This window comes from Methylocystis sp. Uni0008 (assembly GCF_056838045.1).
In genome coordinates this window covers 975,842-996,454 of sequence record NZ_CM166370.1, presented here as the reverse complement: position 1 = coordinate 996,454, position 20,613 = coordinate 975,842, and the positions used below count along the sequence as shown (strand labels likewise).

General features: G+C 64.4%; 14 protein-coding genes. 4 read left to right on the top strand and 10 right to left on the bottom strand.

All coding sequences use genetic code 11. The features are described 5' to 3' along the window. Positions 1 to 436 precede the first annotated feature (436 nt). Positions 437 to 3,475, top strand: coding sequence for an excinuclease ABC subunit UvrA (gene uvrA, locus AC0X69_RS04930; protein ID WP_482611847.1), 3,039 nt, complete (start codon positions 437 to 439; stop codon positions 3,473 to 3,475). A 91-nt stretch (positions 3,476 to 3,566) separates the two neighbouring features. Here uvrA and clpA read toward each other — a convergent pair whose 3' ends face one another. Further along, on the bottom strand, positions 3,567 to 6,002 hold the full coding sequence (clpA, locus tag AC0X69_RS04925) for an ATP-dependent Clp protease ATP-binding subunit ClpA (protein WP_482611845.1): 2,436 nt from the start codon (positions 6,000 to 6,002) through the stop codon (positions 3,567 to 3,569). A 9-nt stretch (positions 6,003 to 6,011) separates the two neighbouring features. Beyond that, a complete protein-coding gene (clpS, locus tag AC0X69_RS04920; RefSeq protein WP_482611843.1) occupies positions 6,012 to 6,377 on the bottom strand; it encodes an ATP-dependent Clp protease adapter ClpS in 366 nt (121 codons plus the stop codon). Between the two features lie 264 nt (positions 6,378 to 6,641). Between clpS and AC0X69_RS04915 the strand changes: the two genes are divergently transcribed. Then, positions 6,642 to 6,983 carry a hypothetical protein gene (locus tag AC0X69_RS04915; protein WP_482611841.1) on the top strand — a complete coding sequence of 114 codons (342 nt, stop codon included), beginning with the start codon at positions 6,642 to 6,644 and terminating at the stop codon, positions 6,981 to 6,983. 239 nt (positions 6,984 to 7,222) lie between these two features. Further along, a complete protein-coding gene (locus tag AC0X69_RS04910) occupies positions 7,223 to 8,791 on the top strand; it encodes a DEAD/DEAH box helicase (RefSeq protein ID WP_482611839.1) in 1,569 nt (522 codons plus the stop codon). Positions 8,792 to 8,850: 59 nt separating this feature from the next. Here the strand turns inward: AC0X69_RS04910 and AC0X69_RS04905 are convergent, their stop codons facing one another. The 5 genes from AC0X69_RS04905 to rpmG form a co-directional block, all read right to left on the bottom strand. Beyond that, entirely contained in the window at positions 8,851 to 9,285 is a 435-nt protein-coding gene (locus tag AC0X69_RS04905; protein WP_482611837.1) for an HIT family protein, read from the bottom strand. A gap of 161 nt (positions 9,286 to 9,446) precedes the next feature. Next, the gene (locus tag AC0X69_RS04900; RefSeq protein WP_482611835.1) at positions 9,447 to 10,310 is read right to left on the bottom strand and encodes a prephenate dehydratase; all 864 of its coding nucleotides are present in this window, start codon (positions 10,308 to 10,310) and stop codon (positions 9,447 to 9,449) included. Continuing rightward, a complete protein-coding gene (locus AC0X69_RS04895) occupies positions 10,307 to 11,065 on the bottom strand; it encodes a 3-deoxy-manno-octulosonate cytidylyltransferase (protein ID WP_482613311.1) in 759 nt (252 codons plus the stop codon). The genes AC0X69_RS04900 and AC0X69_RS04895 overlap by 4 nt, the downstream gene beginning before the upstream one ends. After that, entirely contained in the window at positions 11,061 to 11,474 is a 414-nt protein-coding gene (locus AC0X69_RS04890) for a hypothetical protein (protein WP_482611833.1), read from the bottom strand. The genes AC0X69_RS04895 and AC0X69_RS04890 overlap by 5 nt, the downstream gene beginning before the upstream one ends. A 445-nt stretch (positions 11,475 to 11,919) precedes the next feature. Further along, complete coding sequence (rpmG, locus tag AC0X69_RS04885) at positions 11,920 to 12,087, bottom strand: 50S ribosomal protein L33 (RefSeq protein WP_036286758.1); 168 nt, start codon at positions 12,085 to 12,087, stop codon at positions 11,920 to 11,922. Between the two features lie 278 nt (positions 12,088 to 12,365). Here rpmG and AC0X69_RS04880 point away from each other — a divergent pair, with 278 nt between their 5' ends. Then, positions 12,366 to 13,439: a hypothetical protein gene (locus AC0X69_RS04880; RefSeq protein WP_482611831.1), complete on the top strand. Its 1,074-nt coding sequence runs from the start codon at positions 12,366 to 12,368 to the stop codon at positions 13,437 to 13,439. Positions 13,440 to 13,560: 121 nt separating this feature from the next. Here the strand turns inward: AC0X69_RS04880 and AC0X69_RS04875 are convergent, their stop codons facing one another. The 3 genes from AC0X69_RS04875 to topA form a co-directional block, all read right to left on the bottom strand. Beyond that, complete coding sequence (locus tag AC0X69_RS04875; RefSeq protein ID WP_482611829.1) at positions 13,561 to 14,883, bottom strand: DUF1236 domain-containing protein; 1,323 nt, start codon at positions 14,881 to 14,883, stop codon at positions 13,561 to 13,563. A gap of 276 nt (positions 14,884 to 15,159) precedes the next feature. Beyond that, positions 15,160 to 17,430, bottom strand: coding sequence for a ribonuclease R (gene rnr, locus AC0X69_RS04870; protein ID WP_482611827.1), 2,271 nt, complete (start codon positions 17,428 to 17,430; stop codon positions 15,160 to 15,162). Between the two features lie 166 nt (positions 17,431 to 17,596). Continuing rightward, positions 17,597 to 20,542, bottom strand: coding sequence for a type I DNA topoisomerase (gene topA, locus AC0X69_RS04865; RefSeq protein WP_482611825.1), 2,946 nt, complete (start codon positions 20,540 to 20,542; stop codon positions 17,597 to 17,599). Between the last annotated feature and the right edge of the window lie 71 nt (positions 20,543 to 20,613).

Here is a 20,613-nt window from a genome sequence, read left to right as displayed (position 1 = left end):
GAGGCGTTGCCCTAAAAAGTTAACGTGGGCAGCCTCGTATTGTCCATTTATTAACTATTTCACTATAAGAGTCGGCCCACAGTTTCCAAAGAAACTGCGAGGCAAATAATGACTGATCCAGCGTCGAACAAGCCACTCGTTGTTGCCTGCGTGGAGCGCAGTAGAAGCGTATATTATGACCAACAGCTCCGGCATGCAAAGGAACACAATTGTTGGAGCTTGCGGATTGATTGGCGCGCGCTCACGTTGTTGACGTTCATTATTATAGTTGGAGTCATACAATACCCAAAATTGTTGCTAAAGGCTTGGGCATGGGCCGAAATGCTAATCTCAAAGCATTTCTGAGCATGGAGCCGATGGATTTATGCAGGCCCGCATGGCATTCACCTTGCGTGGCGCCTAAATGACGCTTCCACTCTCCTTCCGGCCTTTGTGAATGGCGATCATCAAGCAAAAGGGCGCGCGAGCGGGCGCATCAATTAACTCCAGCGCAGACTCCAAAACCATCTCCATTCGCGGAGCGCGCGAACATAATCTCAAGAACATCGATCTGACGATCCCGCGCGACAAGCTCGTGGTGTTCACCGGGCTCTCGGGCTCGGGCAAGTCGTCGCTCGCCTTCGATACGATCTATGCCGAGGGCCAGCGCCGCTACGTCGAGTCGCTGTCCGCCTATGCGCGGCAGTTTCTCGAGATGATGCAGAAGCCCGACGTCGATCAGATCGATGGGCTCTCGCCGGCGATCTCCATCGAGCAGAAGACGACGTCCAAAAATCCGCGCTCGACCGTCGGCACGGTGACCGAGATTCACGACTACATGCGTCTGCTCTGGGCGCGCGTCGGCGTGCCCTATTCGCCGGCGACCGGCCTGCCGATCGAGAGCCAGACCGTTTCGCAGATGGTCGATCGCGTGCTGGCGCTTCCCGAAGGCTCGCGGCTCTATCTGCTCGCGCCGGTCGTGCGCGGCCGCAAGGGCGAATACAAGAAGGAGATCGCCGAATATACGAAGAAAGGTTTTCAGCGCCTCAAGATCGACGGCGCCTATTTTGAGATCGCCGACGCGCCAGCGCTCGACAAGAAACTGAAGCACGACATCGACGTCGTCGTCGACCGCATCGTCGTGCGCCCTGACATGAGCGCGCGCCTCGCCGACAGTTTCGAGACGGCGCTGGAATTATCGGGCGGGCTCGCCGTCGTCGAATTCGCTGATCGGCAGTCGGCAGTCGGCAGGGGTCAGTCGGCGAATGACGGCCGACTGCCGATTGCCGACCTGCCGACTACCGTCGCGAACGTCTCGACCCATTACGCTCCCGGCCACATCGTCTTCTCTTCGAAATTCGCCTGTCCGGTCTCGGGCTTCACGATTCCAGAGATCGAGCCGCGGCTCTTTTCCTTCAACAATCCGTTCGGCGCCTGTCCGGTCTGCGGCGGCATCGGCCATGAGCAGAAGGTCGACGCCGACCTTGTCGCGCCGAATCCGAAGCTGACCTTGCGCAAGGGCGCGATCGCCCCCTGGGCGAAGTCGACCTCACCGTACTACCAGCAGACGCTTGAGGCGCTCGGCAGGCACTACAAATTTCGTCTCGACGTTCCGTGGGAGACGCTCGCCGACAAGGCGAAGAACGTCATTCTCTACGGGTCGGGCGAGGAGGAGGTGCGCTTTTCCTACGACGACGGCTTTCGCGCCTACGACGTGAAGAAGCCGTTTGAAGGCGTCGTCATCAATCTCGAACGGCGCTATCTCGAAACCGACAGCGAATGGGCGCGCGAAGAGATCGGCCGCTATATGTCGGCGACGCCCTGTCTCGCCTGCGAAGGCTTTCGCTTAAAGCCGGAAGCGCTCGCCGTCAAAGTCGCGGGCAAGCATATCGGCGAAGTGTCGGAGCTTTCCGTGCGCGCGGCGCTCGACTGGTTTCGCGCCCTGCCTGACGCGCTCGACAAGAAGCGCAATGAAATCGCCTTCCGCATCCTCAAGGAAATCCGCGATCGACTGAACTTCCTCGTCGACGTCGGCCTCGACTATCTGACGCTCTCGCGAAATTCCGGCTCGCTGTCGGGCGGCGAAAGCCAGCGCATCCGCCTTGCGTCGCAGATCGGCTCGGGGCTGACCGGCGTTCTCTATGTGCTCGACGAACCATCGATCGGCCTGCATCAGCGCGACAACGACCGGCTGCTCGATACGCTGCGGCGGCTGCGCAATCTCGGCAACAGCGTCATCGTCGTCGAACACGACGAGGACGCGATTCTCGCCGCCGACTACGTCGTCGATGTCGGACCTGGCGCCGGCATTCACGGCGGCAGGATCGTCGCGGAGGGAACGCCGCAGGAGATTATGGCCAATCCCGCTTCGCTCACCGGCCAGTATCTGACCGGCGAGAAGCAGGTGATCCTGCGCCATAAGATGCGCAAGCCGACGCCGGGCCGCTGGCTCAAGCTCTTCGGCGCTCGCGGCAACAATCTGAAGGACGTCACTGCGGAAGTGCCGCTCGGCCTTTTCACTTGCGTCACCGGCGTATCGGGCGGCGGCAAGTCGACGCTGATCATCGAGACGCTTTACAAGGCCGTGGCGCGGCGGCTCTCCGGCGCGCATGAACATCCTGCGCCTTTCGATCGCCTCGAAGGCCTGGAGCAGATCGACAAGATCATCGACATCGATCAGTCGCCGATCGGGCGCACGCCGCGCTCCAATCCCGCGACCTATACGGGCGCCTTCACGCCCATTCGCGAATGGTTCGCCGGTCTTCCCGAGGCGAAGGCCCGCGGCTATGCGCCGGGGCGCTTCTCCTTCAACGTCAAGGGCGGGCGCTGCGAAGCCTGCCAGGGCGACGGCGTCATCAAGATCGAGATGCACTTTCTGCCCGACGTTTACGTCACCTGCGACGTCTGCAAGGGCAAGCGTTACGATCGCGAAACGCTCGAAGTGAAATATCGCGAGAAATCCATCGCCGACGTGCTCGACATGACGGTCGAGGAGGCGGCGAATCTGTTCAAGGCGGTGCCGTCGATCCGCGACAAGATGGAGACGCTAAAGCGCGTTGGCCTCGATTATATCCATGTCGGCCAGCAGGCGACGACGCTTTCGGGCGGCGAGGCACAGCGCGTGAAGCTCTCCAAGGAGCTGTCGCGCCGCTCGACCGGCCGCACGCTCTATATTCTCGACGAGCCGACGACGGGTCTGCATTTCCACGACGTCGCCAAGCTTCTCGAAGTGCTGCATGAACTCGTCGAACAGGGCAACACGGTTCTCGTGATCGAGCATAATCTCGAAGTGATCAAGACGGCGGACTGGATCATCGACATGGGCCCGGAGGGCGGCGACGGCGGCGGCGAAATCGTCGCTGCCGGCCCGCCGTCGGAGATCATCAAGGAGGAGCGCAGCCACACCGGCCGCTACCTCGCCGAAGCGATCGCGCGACGGCCCGCCGAGGCGGCGGCAGAGCCGGCGAAGAAGACCAAAAAGGCGCGTTCGCTGTAACGGCGCTTCGCGGGCGTCGCCGAAGAAAAGGGCCGCCTCGCGCTGAACGCGAAGCGGCCCCTTTTGTTTGGCGAGCTTTCGTCGCCGAGTCTCAGCTCTTTAGCGGCGCCGGGCGTTGGTCGCGCTCCTCGTCGGAGTCGCGAAGCGCCTCGTCGCCGGATGCGGCCTCTTCGGCGGCGCGTTTCTTGCCGGCTTCGATGATGTCGCGCTCAGGCCGCGGCAGCACCGGTCCTTCCGGGAAGACAAAGCCAAGCGTCTTCGTTCCGCTCTCGTCGCCGACGACGACGACGCGCACGGCGCCGCCGTTCTTCAGTCGGCCGAACAGCACCTCGTCGGCGAGCGGCGTCTTGATGTGCTGATGTATGACCCGCGACATCGGCCGCGCGCCCATCGCTTCGTCGTAGCCGTGCTCGACGAGCCAGCTTCGCGCCTCGTCGGTGAGTTCGATCGTGACGTTGCGGTCGGCAAGCTGCGCTTCGAGCTGCATGATGAATTTGTCGACGACGCGCTTAATGACGTCGACCGGCAGATGGCCGAAAGGCACGATCGCGTCGAGACGATTGCGGAACTCCGGCGCGAACAACCGATTGATCGCCTCGCTGTCGTCGAGATCGCGCCGGCTGCGGGTGAAGCCGATCGGCGTGCGCGCAAGATCCTGCGCGCCGGCGTTCGTCGTCATGATGAGAATGACGTTGCGGAAGTCGATCGTCTTGCCGTTATGGTCGGTCAGCTTCCCGTGATCCATCACCTGCAGCAGGATGTTGTAGAGATCGGGATGCGCCTTCTCGATTTCGTCGAGCAGCAGCACGCAGTGCGGGTGCTGGTCGATGGCGTCGGTCAGGAGTCCGCCCTGATCGAAGCCGACATAGCCGGGAGGCGCGCCGATCAGCCGGCTGACCGTGTGGCGCTCCATATATTCCGACATGTCGAAACGCACGAGCTCGATGCCGAGCGAAGTCGCGAGCTGGCGCGCGGCCTCCGTCTTGCCGACGCCGGTCGGTCCCGAGAAGAGATAGCAGCCGATCGGCTTCTCCTGGTCGCGCAGTCCCGCCCGCGCGAGCTTGATCGCCGAAGTGAGCGCCGAGATCGCCTTGTCCTGCCCGTAGACGACGCGCCGCAGCGTCTCGTCGAGATGGGCGAGAACCTCGGCGTCGTCCTTGGAGACCGTCTTCGGCGGCACGCGCGCCATGGTGGCGATCGTGGTTTCGATCTCCTTGAGCCCGATCGTCTTCTTGCGCTTGTTCTCCGCGATCAGCATCTGCGCCGCGCCGGTTTCGTCGATCACGTCGATCGCCTTGTCCGGAAGCTTGCGGTCGTGGATGTAGCGCGCCGAAAGCTCCACCGCCGCCTTCAATGCGTCATTCGTGTAGCGGATCTTGTGGAACTCCTCGAAATAGGGCTTGAGGCCCTTCATGATTTCGATGGTGTCCGGGATCGACGGCTCATTGACGTCGATCTTCTGGAAGCGGCGGACGAGCGCGCGGTCTTTCTCGAAATACTGACGGTATTCCTTATAGGTCGTCGAGCCGATGCAGCGCAGAACGCCCTGCGCCAGCGCCGGCTTCAGCAGGTTAGAGGCGTCCATGGCGCCGCCCGAGGTTGCGCCGGCGCCGATCACAGTGTGGATCTCGTCGATGAAGAGAATCGCGTTCTTGTGATTCTCGATTTCCTTGACGACCTGCTTCAGGCGCTCTTCGAAATCGCCGCGATAGCGCGTGCCGGCGAGCAGCGCGCCCATATCCAGCGCGAAGACGGTCGCGCCGGAGAGAACGTCAGGCACTTCGCCGGAAACGATCTTGCGGGCCAGGCCTTCGGCGATGGCGGTCTTGCCGACGCCGGGATCGCCGACGAGCAGCGGATTGTTCTTCTGTCGGCGGCACAGCACCTGAATCGTGCGCAGCACTTCCGGCTCGCGGCCGATCAGCGGGTCGATGCGGCCGTCGCGCGCCTTCTTGTTGAGGTTGACGCAATAGGCTTCGAGCGCGCCTTCCTTCTTGCGGCTCTCGCCGTCGCGGCCTTCACGGCCCTCGCTGCGCTCGCCGTCGTCTTCGACGCCGCGCGGCGTGCGGCTGGCGTCCGAAAGCCCGGGACGCTTGGCGATGCCATGGCTGATGAAATTGACCGCGTCGTAGCGCGTCATGTCCTGCTCCTGCAGGAAATAGACGGCGTGGCTTTCGCGCTCGGCGAACAGCGCGACGAGAACATTGGCGCCGCTGACGTCTTCGCGGCCAGACGACTGGACGCTGATGATCGCCCGCTGCACGACCCGCTGGAATCCGGCCGTGGGCTTGCACTCATCGGCTTCTTCATTGACGAGATTGTCGAGCTCGCGATCGATGTAATCGCGCAGGTTCTTGGTCAGAACGTCGAGGTCCACTGAGCACGCGCGCAGCACGGCCGAAGCGTCGACGTCCTCGACGAGGCTGAGCAGCAGGTGCTCGAGCGTTGCATATTCATGGTGCCGCTCGCGGGCTGACGCGAGAGCGCGGTCGAGGGTCTGCTTCAGATTGCGCGAGAAGGTCGGCATGCGCTCGTCCTATTTCTTTTCCATGATGCATTGCAGAGGATGCTGGTGCTTCCTTGCAAAATCCATGACCTGGGTGACTTTGGTCTCCGCGACCTCGTAGGTGTAGACGCCGCATTCGCCGACGCCGTGATTATGTACGTGGAGCATGATGCGCGTGGCTTCCTCCACCGACTTGTTAAAATATTTGCGCAGCACGATGACCACGAACTCCTGCGTCGTGTAGTCGTCGTTCAACAGCAGCACCCGATACATGTTGGGCTTGCGCGTCTGAGGGCGCGTTCTTGTGACGAGCGCGGTGCCGGAGCCAGGACCGACGTCCCCTCCCTTGCGCGGCTCCTTGGCCGCATGCGGCGCGCGCCGGAGGCTCGCCGTCAAAAGAGTCAAATCCTCCGCCGCCACGTCCTTACCCTTTCGGTCCTTTCCATGTAGGTCGGCTCAATGGTTCTTTTAGGGTCGCCACGCAGAATCTGGGCCACTTCCATGGTGAGGGAAATCAAGAAGATCGACAGTTTTGAGCTTTCGCCGCGGCTTGGCAAGGGGTCGTACGGCGCGCCGGCGTGGGGCTTTGTCCGGGCGGCGTCAACGAAAAGTTTACCTTCGCGCGACTAGCATCCGCGCCGCTAACCTTCAGGCTGCTGAGTGCGTCCCACCGACGAGCATCGCCGTTCAACCCAACCGCGCGTCGGGCTGCCGGCGGGCGTGTGGAGTCTTGCGGCGCTGTCGGTCGCCGCTTGTTTGTGCAGCGTGCTCGGCGCAAAGCTGCTCTCAAATATGTTCGAGCCTCCCGGGTCGCTAGCGCCGGAAGGGCGCGCGGAGGCGGCCGCGCGCAACCTCGGCAGGTCGGCGCCGCAAGTCGAGGCGCCGGCGCCTACGCTACAACCCGACGTCGATCGTCTGCCGACGGGAACGATTCCGAACCGGTTGAAAAGCGGGAAGACCCTGACGCCCTGCGGCGACGCTGCGGAAACCGCCGACCATTAGCTTTTTTCGGCAGAGCCCTCGCAGTCGAGGCGGTGCGCGCACATATAGTCATTGACAATCTGGGATTTGCACGTAAAGCATTCCCGTGGCTATCGCCCGCGCTTCTTTGCGGCGGACCGTCGGCGGGCCGGATAGTCGTCGCAAAGACGACGGCGCTTCTCTCACATCCTCGCGCGCTTCTTTACGGCTGGCGCGCAAGCGGGTTTTCCGCATATGCGAGCCGTAATTCAGGATAATTGATGACATTCGAGGAACTGGGCCTTTCCCAAAAGGTTCTCGCAGCTGTCCAAGCCTCTGGCTATACGACCCCCACGCCGATTCAGGCGCAGGCCATACCACCCGCCCTTCAGGGGCGCGATATCCTGGGAATCGCGCAGACGGGCACGGGCAAAACCGCCGCCTTCACCCTGCCGATGCTGAGCCGCCTCGAGAGCGGCCGAGCCCGTGCAAGAGTGCCGCGAACGCTTATTCTCGAGCCCACGCGCGAACTTGCGGCGCAGGTCGAAGAGAGCTTCGCCAAATACGGCAAGAACCATCGTCTCAATGTCGCGCTGCTGATTGGCGGCGTCTCCTTCGGCGACCAGGAAGCCAAGATCATGCGCGGGGCCGACGTGCTGATCGCGACGCCGGGCCGCCTGCTCGACTTCTTCGACCGCGGCAAGCTGCTGCTCACAGGCATCGAGATTCTCGTCATCGACGAAGCGGACCGCATGCTCGACATGGGCTTCATTCCCGACATCGAGCGCGTCTGCAAACTGGTCCCGTTCACGCGGCAGACGCTCTTCTTCTCCGCGACGATGCCGCCCGAAATCACCCGTCTGACCGAAGCCTTTCTGCACAACCCGATTCGCTGCGAAGTCTCCCGCGCCGCGACGACAGCCACGACGATCAGACAGGCGCTCGTCGCGTCCCGCGGGCATGCCGACAAGCGCGAGACGTTGCGCAATCTCATTCGCGGCGCCGAAAGCTTCAAGAACGCGATCATCTTCTGCAACCGCAAGCGCGACGTAGCGATCTTGCACCGCTCGCTCGTCAAGCACGGCTTTTCAGCCGGCGCGCTGCATGGCGACATGGATCAACTCGCGCGGATGGCCTCGCTCGACGCATTCAAGAATGGCGATGTATCGCTTCTCGTGTGTTCGGACGTCGCGGCGCGGGGGCTCGACATTCCTGACGTGAGCCATGTGCTCAATTTCGACGTCCCGACGCACAGCGAGGACTACGTGCACCGGATCGGCCGCACCGGCCGCGCCGGGCGCTCCGGCGTGGCGCTGACGATCGTCACCGAAGACGACATGAAATACGTCGATCAGATCCAAAGTCTCATCGGCAAGGCGATCGAGTGGGAGGGCCCCGGCTTCGACGCGCTGCCGCCGCCGATGGAGACGAGTCGTCCCCAGGAGCGGCGCGGAGAGCGCGCCGAACGCGGATCGCGTCGCGAACGCGGCCGCAGACCAGCCGGCGAGCGCGAAGCGTCCGTCAGCCGCGGACCAGCTGGCGAGCGGGAAGCGCCCGTCAGCCGCCGGCCAGCCGCCGAGCGGGAAGCGCCGGTCAGCCGCCGGCCAGCCGCGTCCGATCGCGAAGCGCCGGTCAGCATGGGCCGGCCGCGCGGCGGCCGGGCCAAGGCCGAGGGGGAAGCCCGTCAAATGGCGCCGGCCTATGCGGCCGCGCCCGGCGCAGAGCGCCGCGAACGCCGGCCGCGCCGTCATGAGGACGATGGGCCGCCCGTCATCGGACTGGGCGACCATGTGCCGTCCTTCCTGCTGCGCCCAGTGGCGCTGAGGCCGGCGAAGGTGGCGGAAGACTAGGAGGCCGTTCGGCCGGGGGCCCCTCGGGGCCCGCACGGCTTGATATCGGACCTTTAACGTCAGACCGTTAAAGGCTCCATCGCGTTGCGGATCTTTTCCGCCTGTTCGGCGAGCTTGGCGTCCTCGGCCATTGTCCCCGGAGGGCGCAAGGCGACGCCGTCCCAGCGCGGCAGCAGGTGGAAGTGCAGGTGGTAGATCACCTGTCCTCCAGCGCTTTCATTGAACTGATGCAGGGTCAAGCCGTCGGCGACGAAAGCCTTCTCGATCGCCTTGGCGACGTGCTGCACGCGCTTCATCAATTCGCCGAGGGTTTCCGGAGAGACATCGAGCAGTCCGCGCGCGCCTTCCTTGGGAATTACCAGGACATGGCCTTCGGCGCGCGGCATGATGTCCATGAACGCCAGCGCGATGTCATCCTCATAGACCTTATGCGCGGGAATTTCGCCGCGCAGAATTTTGCCGAAAATATTGTTGGGATCGTACGCGACGGCCATTGCTGTTCCCTTCGAGCGCTTGCTCCTGAATATCGTTTTGGCCGTTTCGACGGGCGCTTGCGTCGCAAAGGACGGCGCCGCGAGCGGATCATCGCCGGGCGGCGACACTCCCGTTCGCACTGAAGCAGGCCGGCAAGGAAAGCAATTGCCTCTACGGCCTGTCAATCCCCAAAAGCGAAGGCGCGGATGTTGGTGATGCGGAAATCGCTCGCCGGATAAACCCCGAGAATTTCCACTTCCTTGGAAAAGAACTGAAGTTCTTCCAGGGCGCGCGCCATCGCCGGCTGCTCGGGATGTCCGTCGGCGTCGGCGAGAAAGCGCGTCGCGGCGAACTCGCCGTCAACCATGTAGCTTTCCAGTTTCGTCATGTTGACGCCATTGGTGGCGAATCCGCCGAGCGCTTTGTAGAGCGCGGCGGGCACGTTGCGCACGCGAAAGATGAAGGTGGTGATGGTCGAACCCGCGTTCGGCGCCGCCCATTGCCTTGTCTTGGAGAGCACGATGAAACGCGTCGTGTTGTGCGCCTCGTCCTCGATGTTCTCCGCCAGCACGTCGAGGTCGTAGATCTCGGCGGCGAGCCGCGGCGCGATCGCCGCCTTCGTCGGATCGCCCCATTCGGCGACTTCGCGCGCCGCGCCGGCGGTGTCGCCTGCGGTATGCGCTTCAAGTCCGAACTGCCGGATGGCGCGCCGGCACTGGCCGAGCGCATGGACATGGCTGTAGACGCTTTTGAGCCCCTGCCGAGTCGCGCCCCTGGGCGCCATCAGGTGAAAATGGATCGGAAGGAAGTGCTCGCCGATGATATGCAGACCGGAATGCGGCAGGAAATGATGAATATCCGCGACGCGTCCGGCGATCGAATTTTCGATCGGGATCATGCCGAGCGCGGCGCGGCCCTCGGTCACCGAGGCGAAGGCGTCCTCGAAGCTCGCGCAAGGCAGCGGCGTCAGATGCGGAAAAGCCTGGCGGCAGACGAGGTCGGAGTTTGCGCCGGGCTCTCCCTGATAGGCGATATATTTCGTCACTTTGCGTCCCGTTCGCGCGCTGCTGCGCGCAGCGCGGCCAAATCGCGTTCCGTATCCACCGATGCGGCGCCTTTGTCCAGCAGCGCGGCGTCGATGCGCATGCCGGCCTCGAGCGCGCGCAGCTGCTCGAGGCGCTCGCGCAGTTCGAGCGGAGAGGGCGCCAGCGCGACGAACCGCTCCAGTGCGGCGCGGCGAAAGGCGTAGACGCCGACATGCTTCAGGCGCGGCCCGTCGCCATAGGGCGCTGGCGCTCTCGTAAAGTAAAGCGCGCGCAGACGGGTGGGCGTGAGCGAGGCGGCGACGAGCTTGACGGCGTTGGAGTCGTCGGCGTCGTCAGCGCTTGCCGCGCAGGCGAGGGTGCCGATGTCGACGGCAGGGTCGCCGAGAAGCGCGAGCGCCGCTTTCAGGGCGCCGTCCGGAAGGAAGGGCTGATCGCCCTGTAGATTGACGACGGCGTCGTGGCGCCCCTGCGGGTCGAGGGCTTGCAGCGCCTCGCCGACGCGATCGCTGCCGCAGGCGTGAGCGCCGCGCGTCAGCGTCGCCTGTCCGCCAGCCGCCTCGACGGCGCGGGCGATCTCGTCAGAGTCGGTCGCGACAACGACGGGCCCCAGCGCCGCCGCGCATGCGCGCTCCCAAACGCGAACCACCATCGGACGGCCGCCGATGTCGGCGAGCGCCTTGCCGGGCAGACGCGTCGACCCAAGACGCGCCGGGATGATGACAATCGGCGCGCGCGCCGGCGCGAAGGCGTTAATAGGCGTTGTTGTCCTCGGCCATCCAGCCCTTTTCGCTCTTCACGAAATGCAGCGTGCCTTCGCTCGTATGCACTTCGGCTTTCGCGAATGTGCGGTCGTCGTCGAGGCCGAGAAAAGCGCATTTACCGCGCTCGCGCTCATCGGCGCATTTGGCTTCGAAGCCCTCGGGAAACTGAATTTCAGCCTCATACATCAATTCGTAAGCGTCGACGTTTTCACGCTTCACTTCGCGGCCCTGCACCTTCTTGAAGGAGACCAGCTTGGCGTCGACGCCGTTCTTTTCCAGAAGATTGCGCAGGACCTTGGCGCCGGTGGCGTCGCCCGGCATGTGTTCGCCGCAGGCGGAAAGCGTCAGGGCGACCGAGACGCCGGCCACGAGCCCGAGAACAAATCGGAATCCAGATGCCATCTATTCCTCCGGCGCCACGTTCATCGCAGCGCGATGTTATTGCCTGCACTGGCGCACAAGCGCCTCGCAACTCCCTATCTGTGAAATTTCATATCAGATAGTTGCATTTTTGTGCAGCCGGAGTAACGTGACTGCGCCAAATGAGTTGCGCGTCTGGCGGCGTCGAAGGGCCTGTAAGAAGACCCATGGCGCGCGTAAGCGTTTGATGCGTATTCGGCACAACTTTGAATACCCTGCGGAGTGCTCAGGTCCGCCGCATCTCCTGGGTCCGTGGGGTTGGCCGACTGGCGGTGGTTGGAGTGGCCTCCTTGAAGCCATCGTCAGTCGGCCGCCTTGCCTGAAGGCGGTCTCCCCTCAACCAACAAATCTCCGGAGCGCGCCAGCGGCGACGCTCCTTTCAGCTGTTCGGCTGTGACGATGATCTCGCGCGTCGTTCGCGACGCGCTTACTTGATCTTCGTTTCCTTGAATTCCACGTGCTTGCGCGCGACGGGATCGTATTTCTTGAAGACGAGCTTTTCCGTCTTGGTGCGCGCGTTCTTTTTCGTCACGTAGAAATAGCCCGTATCCGCCGTGGACAGGAGCTTGATCTTGATCATGGCGGATTTGGCCATCGCTCATTCCAGTCTATCAGAGAAACGAAATCGTCCCGGCCGCCTAAGCGCGCCGGGAACGAATTGGCCGGCAACATACGTGCGGCGCGAGCGATGTCAAGAAGGCGCCCTGCGGCTCCATCTGAGATTCGAACGATTCGGGCTTCGTCAAGCGAAGCGGCAAAGAACAGCCATAATTTTGTTGGTTAATCCGCAAGAGGAGCGGCGTATGGCGGGAGGATCTCCGGCTAATCGCGCGGCAATACTCAGGCGGGGAGAAATATCTTCTAAAGGAGCCGATGCTCTCGCGCGTCGTTCTGCGCAGAGCCGAATGTATCGACGTGAAGAACTTCTCCCTCGGTCTTCACGCCGACGCGCTTGGAGTGAGTAGTATGAGCGTAACACTCGAGAAGCGGCGCAAGGTCGCGGAGTTGGAGAACTTCGAAAGGCGGATACTGCAGGAGAAGCGGCGCCTGCTGAGGGAGCTGGAAAGCCTGGAAAGGCCTTTCCGCAACACCCGAGCGCCGCGTTGGATCAAGAATTTCTCAAGCGACATGGCGGGCGAGTGGCGCGCGCTCTGTCACGCTGCGTCGTCGAGGCGCCCGGCGTGGTTTTACGTTGTCGCCGGCGTCATCCTGCTTAGCGGCGGCGGCTTCGCCGCACATCTCGCCTGGAGAGGCGCGCACGCGCCCCGCGCCGACGGCGCGACGCTCCGTCAGGTCGAAACGCCGACGACGCCGGCGCGGATCGAGCAGCCGACGACTCCTGCGCCTGTGGCCGAGACCGCTCAGGCCAGTATTGTCGCGCCATCCTCGGCGCCCGCCGTCAGCGTCGCGACGGACTCGATTGCGCCGCCCATGCCGCCGGCAGCCGACTCAAAGGAGCTGAAGGAGCGGCTTCTGGAAGCCCAGGCCGCGGCTGCACCCTTGCCCGAGCCGCTGCCGCCGCCGACAAAAGCGGACGCGCCGGCCGCCGCGGTCGCGCCGCTCGACGCCGCGCGGCCGAAAACCGCCTTCGACGCAGCACCGCCTGTCGACACGGCCGCGCTGGCGGAGCCGGACGACGAGGCGCCTTCGGCGCCAGCTGCGGCGCGCGAAAGCCAGCGTGACGACGAGCCCGCGGCAGAGGGCCGCCGTGGCAAATGCTTCGTCAAGGTGGATGGCCACGTGCTCTTCGAGCGCGGCTGCATGCTGCGTCAGCCCAGGCGCTCCATGCTCACGCTCAACGCCGGCGACGAGGCCGTCGTCCTGACGCTCGAACATGGACGGACGTGGACGGCGAGCCTGGGCGGCCGCAACCTCGGCAAGGTGTATCGGACAGGCGAGTGCTGGGGCCGGCGCCGCCAGGTCTTCATCTGCGCCAAGGGCGCGTAAACGCAGCCTTCGGGCGCGGCGGCGCGCGCCGCGACTTTGGATGCAAACAGCCCCGCCGAACGTCAGCGGCGGGGCTGTTGCGTTTCTCTCTCGAAGGCTGCGATGACGGATTACCGCGGCGTCATCCCGCTATTTCCCCACCGAGGATTTCTACGACCTCGCGAGTCTGTGGATCGACGAGAACCACCTGTCGGCTCACGACGAAGTAACTGTATCGCGCTGCGCCCGGAACGCCCGGAACAGACAATGGGGTAAGAGTTATGGCCTGTGGAACGCGTTCACCGATCCTCAATGTGCAGGTCTCGCGTTCGTTGCCGACAATGTCACGCATGACGGCCTGGTAAACCGTGCGCTGTTGCTCACGGTTCAGGCTCAATCCTTGTGCGCTCCGGTCGATGGCGTTCCGATCGATGGACCCGCGAGGTCCACGATCCAGCGACCTGACGCTATCCTCCTCCGCGACTATGGCGCCGCCGCCTTCGTCGAAGGTCGCCACCACCTCGCGGCTCTCCGGAGCGACGACGATGATTTCATCTTCCACGACGACGTAATCGTAGCCGGCATATTGCGGAACAATGCTCACGAAGGCCGCGGGGAGGGGATATAGCCTGACATGGGACGGCAAGCGCGCGCCGATCCCAACGAAGAAATCCGACCGAGAGAAAGTCTGCACGTTTCGTCGTTGCAGGATGTTCCGGACCACCCGCGCCTGCCTTCGGTCAAGCGTCACGCTGCCGGTCTGGACCGAACCGGCGCCCCGACCCCGCGTCTGCGCAGCTGTCTCCGAGCCAGACCTTGGCGTCGCAAAGGGTTGGCGCGTTTCGCCCTGATCGCGCGCGGAAGGCGCGGCCGGCGTATCCTGTCGCTCCGCCCTAGAACGGCCCGTTTGGTCGGCGCCCGGACGCGTTTCAGCCGATGGAGTCTGACGAGAAGGCGCCGCCTGGCCACGCATGGCGGGCTTCGCATCTTCGGCTTTGTCCCGGTCCGCCTGTCCGGCCGCGCCGCGACGCGGGGCCGCTTGATCGCGGGCGGAAGGCGACATGGCCTTGCTCTTACGTTCAGCCTTGTCCCGGCGCGCTTCGTTGGCGTGCTGGCGCGTTCGCTCAGTTCGGCTGGCGGCCTTGCCATCGGGTGAGGCATCGCCCTGAGCCTCGGTCTTCTGCGCGCCTCGCCGGCCGGAAGCGTCGTCGGCTTCCTTTGTCGAGCTTCTACCTTTGGTCGCGCGCATATCGCGTCCGGCTGCTGGCGCGCCAATGCGCGGCGCTTGGCGCGGAGCAGTTCGCCCGATCGACGGCTTTGCGCCGGATTCTCCCGCTCCCCCAGCCGACGGCGCCTGAGTCTGGGCCGAGGCGCTTGCGACAATGACCGCCAGCGCGCTGATCGTCGATGACGCAAAGACTATTAAGCGCATAGGGGCCTCCGCTGTGTGGGATCTGATCTCCACTGTTCGTTCCCGGAGTTGAGCACCTTCAACGCGCAAGAACGGCGGATGTTCATGAATGCGCCTGTTGCATCTTTGCGTCGAACTTGCGTGGTCTCGAATTCTCAAGACGCGCCTAAGCCGCAATGCGCATATCTATCCTGCTGAGCGTTCGCTATTGCCGCAGGCGCGTTGCGGTTATGCCAACCGCGCATCGACGCTGGGTATGAATGCCAGCGGTCGCGCGATGGCGGGTCCGTTCGGATGTCGCTCTGAGGACTGCGGCGATCGCAAGCCAAACTACCGTTTGCGACGCGCGGGCTTTCGCTCGCGTTCCTTTTTCGCGCCATTGCGCGGCGGGGCGCGGCGTTCGCCTCCGCTCGTGATCTCGAAACGCAAGGCGCCGGCGATCGGCGCCGCCTCGATGAGCCGCACCTCGATCACATCCGCGAGTCGGTAGCTGACGCCGGAGCGCGAGGTCAGCGCATGCGCCGCCGGGTCATAGGCGTAATATTCGCGGCCCAATGTCGCCGCCGGCACGAAGCCGTCGGCGCCGGTTTCGAGCAGGCGCACGAAGAGCCCCGATTTCGTTACGCCGGAAATGCGCGCTGAAAAGCGCGCGCCGATCTGATCGGCGAGATGATGCGCGATGAGCCGATCGACGGTCTCGCGCTCAGCCGCCATGGCGCGCCGCTCGGCGGCCGAGATGCGCGCGGCGATTTCCGCAAGTTCGCCAGCGGGCATTTCCGGCAACGCGCCTTCGCCGAACTTCAGCGCGCGAATGAGCGCGCGATGCACGATGAGATCGGCGTAGCGGCGAATGGGCGAGGTGAAATGCGCGTAGCGGCGCAGATTGAGGCCGAAGTGCCCATAGTTTTCATGCGTATATTCCGCCTGCGCCTGCGTGCGCAGAATGATCTCGTTGACGATATTCTCGTGCTCCATGCCCTTCACGCGATCGAGGATCACATTGAAATGTGATGGGCGCAGCGTCTGGCCTTTGGCGAGCTTGACGCCGATCGTCGCGAGAAATTCCGAAAGCGCCGAGACCTTTTCGCGCGAGGGTTCATCATGGGCGCGATAGATCAGCTGCTGGCGATGCTGCTCCAAAGTCTCTGCGGCGGCGACATTCGCCAGGATCATGAATTCTTCGATCAGCCGATGCGCTTCGAGCCGCGGCGGAATGACGACGCGATCGAAGGAGCCGTCCTTCTTCAAAAGGATCTTGCGCTCGGGCAGGTCGAGATCGAGCGGCGCGCGCAGATTGCGCGCGTGCTGCAGCGCTTCATGCGCGGCGTAAAGCGGTTTGAGCACCGAGGCGAGCAGCGGCTTCGTCGTTTCATCCGTGCGGCCTTCGATCGCGTCCTGCGCCTGCGCATAGGCCAGCTTGGCGTGCGAACGCATCATCACGCGATGAAACTTGTGATCGATCTTCCTGCCCTTGCTCGTGACGCGCATGCGCACGGCGAGCGCCGGCCGATCTTCACTGGGACGCAATGAACAGAGGTCGTTGGAGATGCGCTCGGGCAGCATCGGCACGACACGGTCGGGGAAATAGACCGAATTGCCGCGCTCCAAGGCGTCGCGATCGAGCGCCGACCGCGGAATCACATAGTGCGCGACGTCGGCGATCGCGACGGTGATGACGAAGCCGCCCTCATTGTCAGGCGCGTCGTCCGGCGCGGCGTGCACCGCGTCGTCGTGATCCTTGGCGTCCGGCGGATCGATCGTGACGAGCGGCAGGTCGCGCCAGTCTTCGCGCCCGTTGAGGGACGCCGGCCGCGCGCGCTCGGCCTCCGCCGTGGCCTCGGGGCGAAACACGTCGGGAATGTCATGCGCGCGCAGCGCGATGAGACTCACCGCCTTTTCGCCGGTGACCGAGCCAAGCGTCTCGCGCACGCGGGCGCGCGGCGCGCCAAAGCGCGTCTTGCCGACGAGATCGACCGAGACGAGGTCGCCATGTTTGCCTTCGCCGATGTCGGCAGCGGCGACGGCGAGTTCGCGGCCAGCCTGCTTCTTGTCGATCGGCTCGATACGGCCGGCGCCGTTCGCCTCGACATGCAGCACGCCGAGCACGCGGTGGCGCTGGCGTGAGAGGAGTTTGACGACGCGCCCGACATAGGGCGGCTCGTCCGGACCTGCGTCGCGATCTGGTTCGGCGCGAACGAGCGCGCGATCGCCGACGCCGGGCAGGGGTTCGCCCGGCCGGGCGCGCCGCGGCGCCTGGATGCGAATGCGCGGCGCCGGCCCCAATTCGTCTTCGTCCCATTCGACCGGCGCGGCGATCATCTCGCCGTCGCGGTCGCGCGCCACGATGTCGACAAGCGCGACGGGCGGCAGCGCGCCCTTGCGCGTCACGCGCCGGCCGCGCTTTTCGAGAACGCCTTCGTCCGCGAGTTCCGCGAGCATGCGCTTGACGGCGATCCGATCGTCGCCGGTGAGGCCGAAAGCGCGGGCGATTTCGCGCACGCCGATCTTGCGCGGTCCGCCCGCCTCGGTTTCGCGGGCGATGAGGGCGAGGATGTCTTCGCGGGAGGGCGCGTGTTTTTCTCTAGTGTCTTTTTTCGCCAAGGACTCGCTCAAAAGAGGCAGAAAAAGCGGAACGATGCCGCGCTTGTCTTAAAGAGTCCGTCGGAGATGACGTCCGAGCGTCTCGACCGGACTCGTTGGCAAACATATAGGATGCCGGCGGCGATGTTGAAACGCCGCTTGACCATCAGCGAAATTCGAGACGGCGCTAACTCGCGGCCGCCTTCTTCGCCTTCGAGGCGGTCTTTTTCGCCGGCGGCTTCTTCGCCGCCGTCTTCTTGGCGGTCGCCTTGACCGTGCTCTTTACAGGCTGGGAGTCGTCGAAAGGCGTCTCGTCGCTGTCTTCGATCTTCTTCGTGGCTTTCGCCGGAGCCTTCTTCGCCGGCGCCTTCCTGGCCGGCGCTTTTTTCGCCGATTTCTTCGGCGCGCCGCCCTTCGTCGCGGTTTCGCCCTTGGCTTCGATGAGGCGCAGCGCCTCTTCGAGAGTCACCTCATCGGCCGAAGCGCCCTTGGGCAGCGTCGCGTTGATCTTGCCCCAATTGACGTAGGGGCCGAACCGTCCGGCGCGCACAGTGATCTTGCCGCCATCCGGGTGATCGCCGAGCAAGCGTCCGCCGGTCGCTTCCCCACCGCCGCCAGCGGCCTTCGCCGCGAGCAGCGCCAGCGCAGCTTCGAGCGTCAGCGCCGCGGGGTCGTCGCCCTTCGGGATGGTGGCGTTGACCTTGCCCCAGTTCACATAGGGGCCGAAGCGGCCTGATTTGACGCTCACCGAGCCGCCTTCCGGGTGATCGCCGAGCACGCGCGCCGGCTCCGCGGGGCCGCGCGAGAAGCGGGAGCCGCCGCCCGACTCCTTTTGGACGATGAGGTCGATGGCGCGGTTGGCGCCAATGCTCAGCACATCATCGTCGCGGCCGATATTCGCGTAGGTCTTGCCATGCTGCACATAGGGACCGAAGCGTCCGATGCCGGCGACGATGGGCTCGCCGCTCGTCGGATGTTTCGCGACCTCGCGCGGCAGGGAGAGCAGGGCGATGGCCTGATTGAGCGTCAGATCGTCGGGCCGGATGTTCTTGGGCAGCGAGGCGCGCTTGGGCTTTTCGCCGCCTTCCTCCTGTTCGCCTTCCTGCACATAGGCGCCGAAGCGGCCATCCCGCAGCGTGACTTCAGCGCCGGTCTCGGGATTGACGCCCAGCACCTTGACGCCCGGCCGCGCGGCGTCGGCGGCGTCGCCCGTCGGCGGCGACAGCGTCCGCGTGTAGCGGCACTCGGGGTAATTCGAGCAGCCGACAAAGGCGCCGAATTTGCCGACCTTCAGCGAGAGCTGGCCGGCGTTACACGCCGGACAAAGCCGCGGATCGCTTCCGTCCTCCTTCGGCGGGAACACATGCGGGCCGAGCAGCTCGTTCAGACTGTCGAGCACCTCGCTGACGCGCAGGTCCTTGGTGCCGTCCACGGCGGCGGAGAAATCCTTCCAGAAGTCCCGCAGCACCTCTTTCCAGTCGATCTCATTATTTGAGACGAGATCGAGCTTTTCCTCGAGGTCGGCGGTGAAGTCGAACTCGACGTATCGCGAGAAGAAGCTTTCGAGAAAGGCGACGACGAGGCGGCCCTTGTCCTCGGGCACGAGCCGCTTCTTGTCGAGTCGGACATAGTCGCGGTCGCGCAGCACGGCGAGCGTCGAGGCGTAGGTCGACGGCCGGCCGATTCCGAGCTCCTCCATGCGCTTGACGAGCGTGGCCTCGGTGAAGCGCGGCGGCGGTTCGGTGAAGTGCTGGGTCGCGTCGATCTTGTCGCGCGTGCACGGCTCGCCCTGCGCCATCGCGGGCAGGCGACCGCCGTCCTCGTCCTCTCCGTCGTCGCGGCCTTCCTGGTAGAGTTCGAGAAAGCCCGGGAAGCGGACGACCTGACCCGTTGCGCGCAGCTCCAGATTCCTCGGGCCGGCTTTCGCGTCGATTTCGACGGTCGTGCGCTCGAGTTCGGCCGACTCCATCTGACTCGCGATGGTGCGCGTCCAGATCAGCTCGTAGAGCTTCGCCTGTTCGGGCTCCAGATATTTCGCGACCTGCTTGGGCAGGCGCGCGGGATCGGTCGGACGGATCGCCTCATGCGCTTCCTGCGCGTTCTTGGCCTTCGTCGTGTATTTGCGCGGAACGGAAGGAACGAAGCGGTCGCCGTATTCCTTGCCGATCACCTTGCGCACGCCGGCGACGGCCTCGGGCGCCATGTCGACGCCGTCGGTTCGCATATAAGTAATGAGACCGGCCGTCTCGCCGCCGATGTCGACGCCCTCATAGAGCCGCTGGGCGATGCGCATGGTGATCGCCGGCGCGAGCCCGAGTTTTCGCGACGCCTCCTGCTGCAGCGTGGAGGTCGTGAAGGGCGCATAGGGGTGCCGCTTGACCGGCTTCGCCTCGACCGAGCGCACGACGAAGGCGGCCGTCTCCAGCGCCTTCTTGAAGTCCTCGGCCTCCTGGCCGGCGCCGATGTCGAGCCGCTGGATCTTCCTGCCGTCGGCGCCTACCAGCCGCGCCGTGAACGGTTCGCCAGCCTTGGTCTTCAGATGGGCGACGAGCGACCAATATTCGCGCGGAACGAATTTCTCGATTTCGAGTTCGCGGTCGCAGACGAGGCGAAGCGCCACCGACTGCACACGGCCGGCCGAACGCGCGCCGGGCAGCTTGCGCCACAGCACCGGCGACAGGGTGAAGCCGACGAGATAGTCCAGCGCGCGGCGCGCCAGATAGGCGTCGACCAGCGCCTGATCGATCTGGCGCGGATGCGCCATGGCTTCCTTGATCGCGTCCTTGGTGACGGCGTTGAAGACGACGCGCTCGATCTTCTTGTCCTTGAGCGCGCGCTTCTTATTCAGAATGTCGAGAAGGTGCCAGGAGATGGCTTCTCCCTCGCGGTCGGGGTCGGTCGCGAGGATGACCTTGTCCGCGCCCTTGACCGCGTCGGCGATGGCCGAGACGCGCTTCGCGCCCTTGGCGTCCATTTCCCAGACCATGGAGAAGTCCTGGTCGGGATCGACCGAACCGTCCTTGGCGGGAAGGTCGCGGACATGGCCATAGCACGCTAGAACGTTGAAATCTTTACCTAAATACTTGTTGATCGTCTGCGCTTTGGCGGCCGACTCGACGATAACGACGTTCATATCGCGACAATTCCAGGAGGTGCGCCGGTGAGGCGCGAGCGGCGGAAGATGGTCAAAATGGGCGCTGCCTG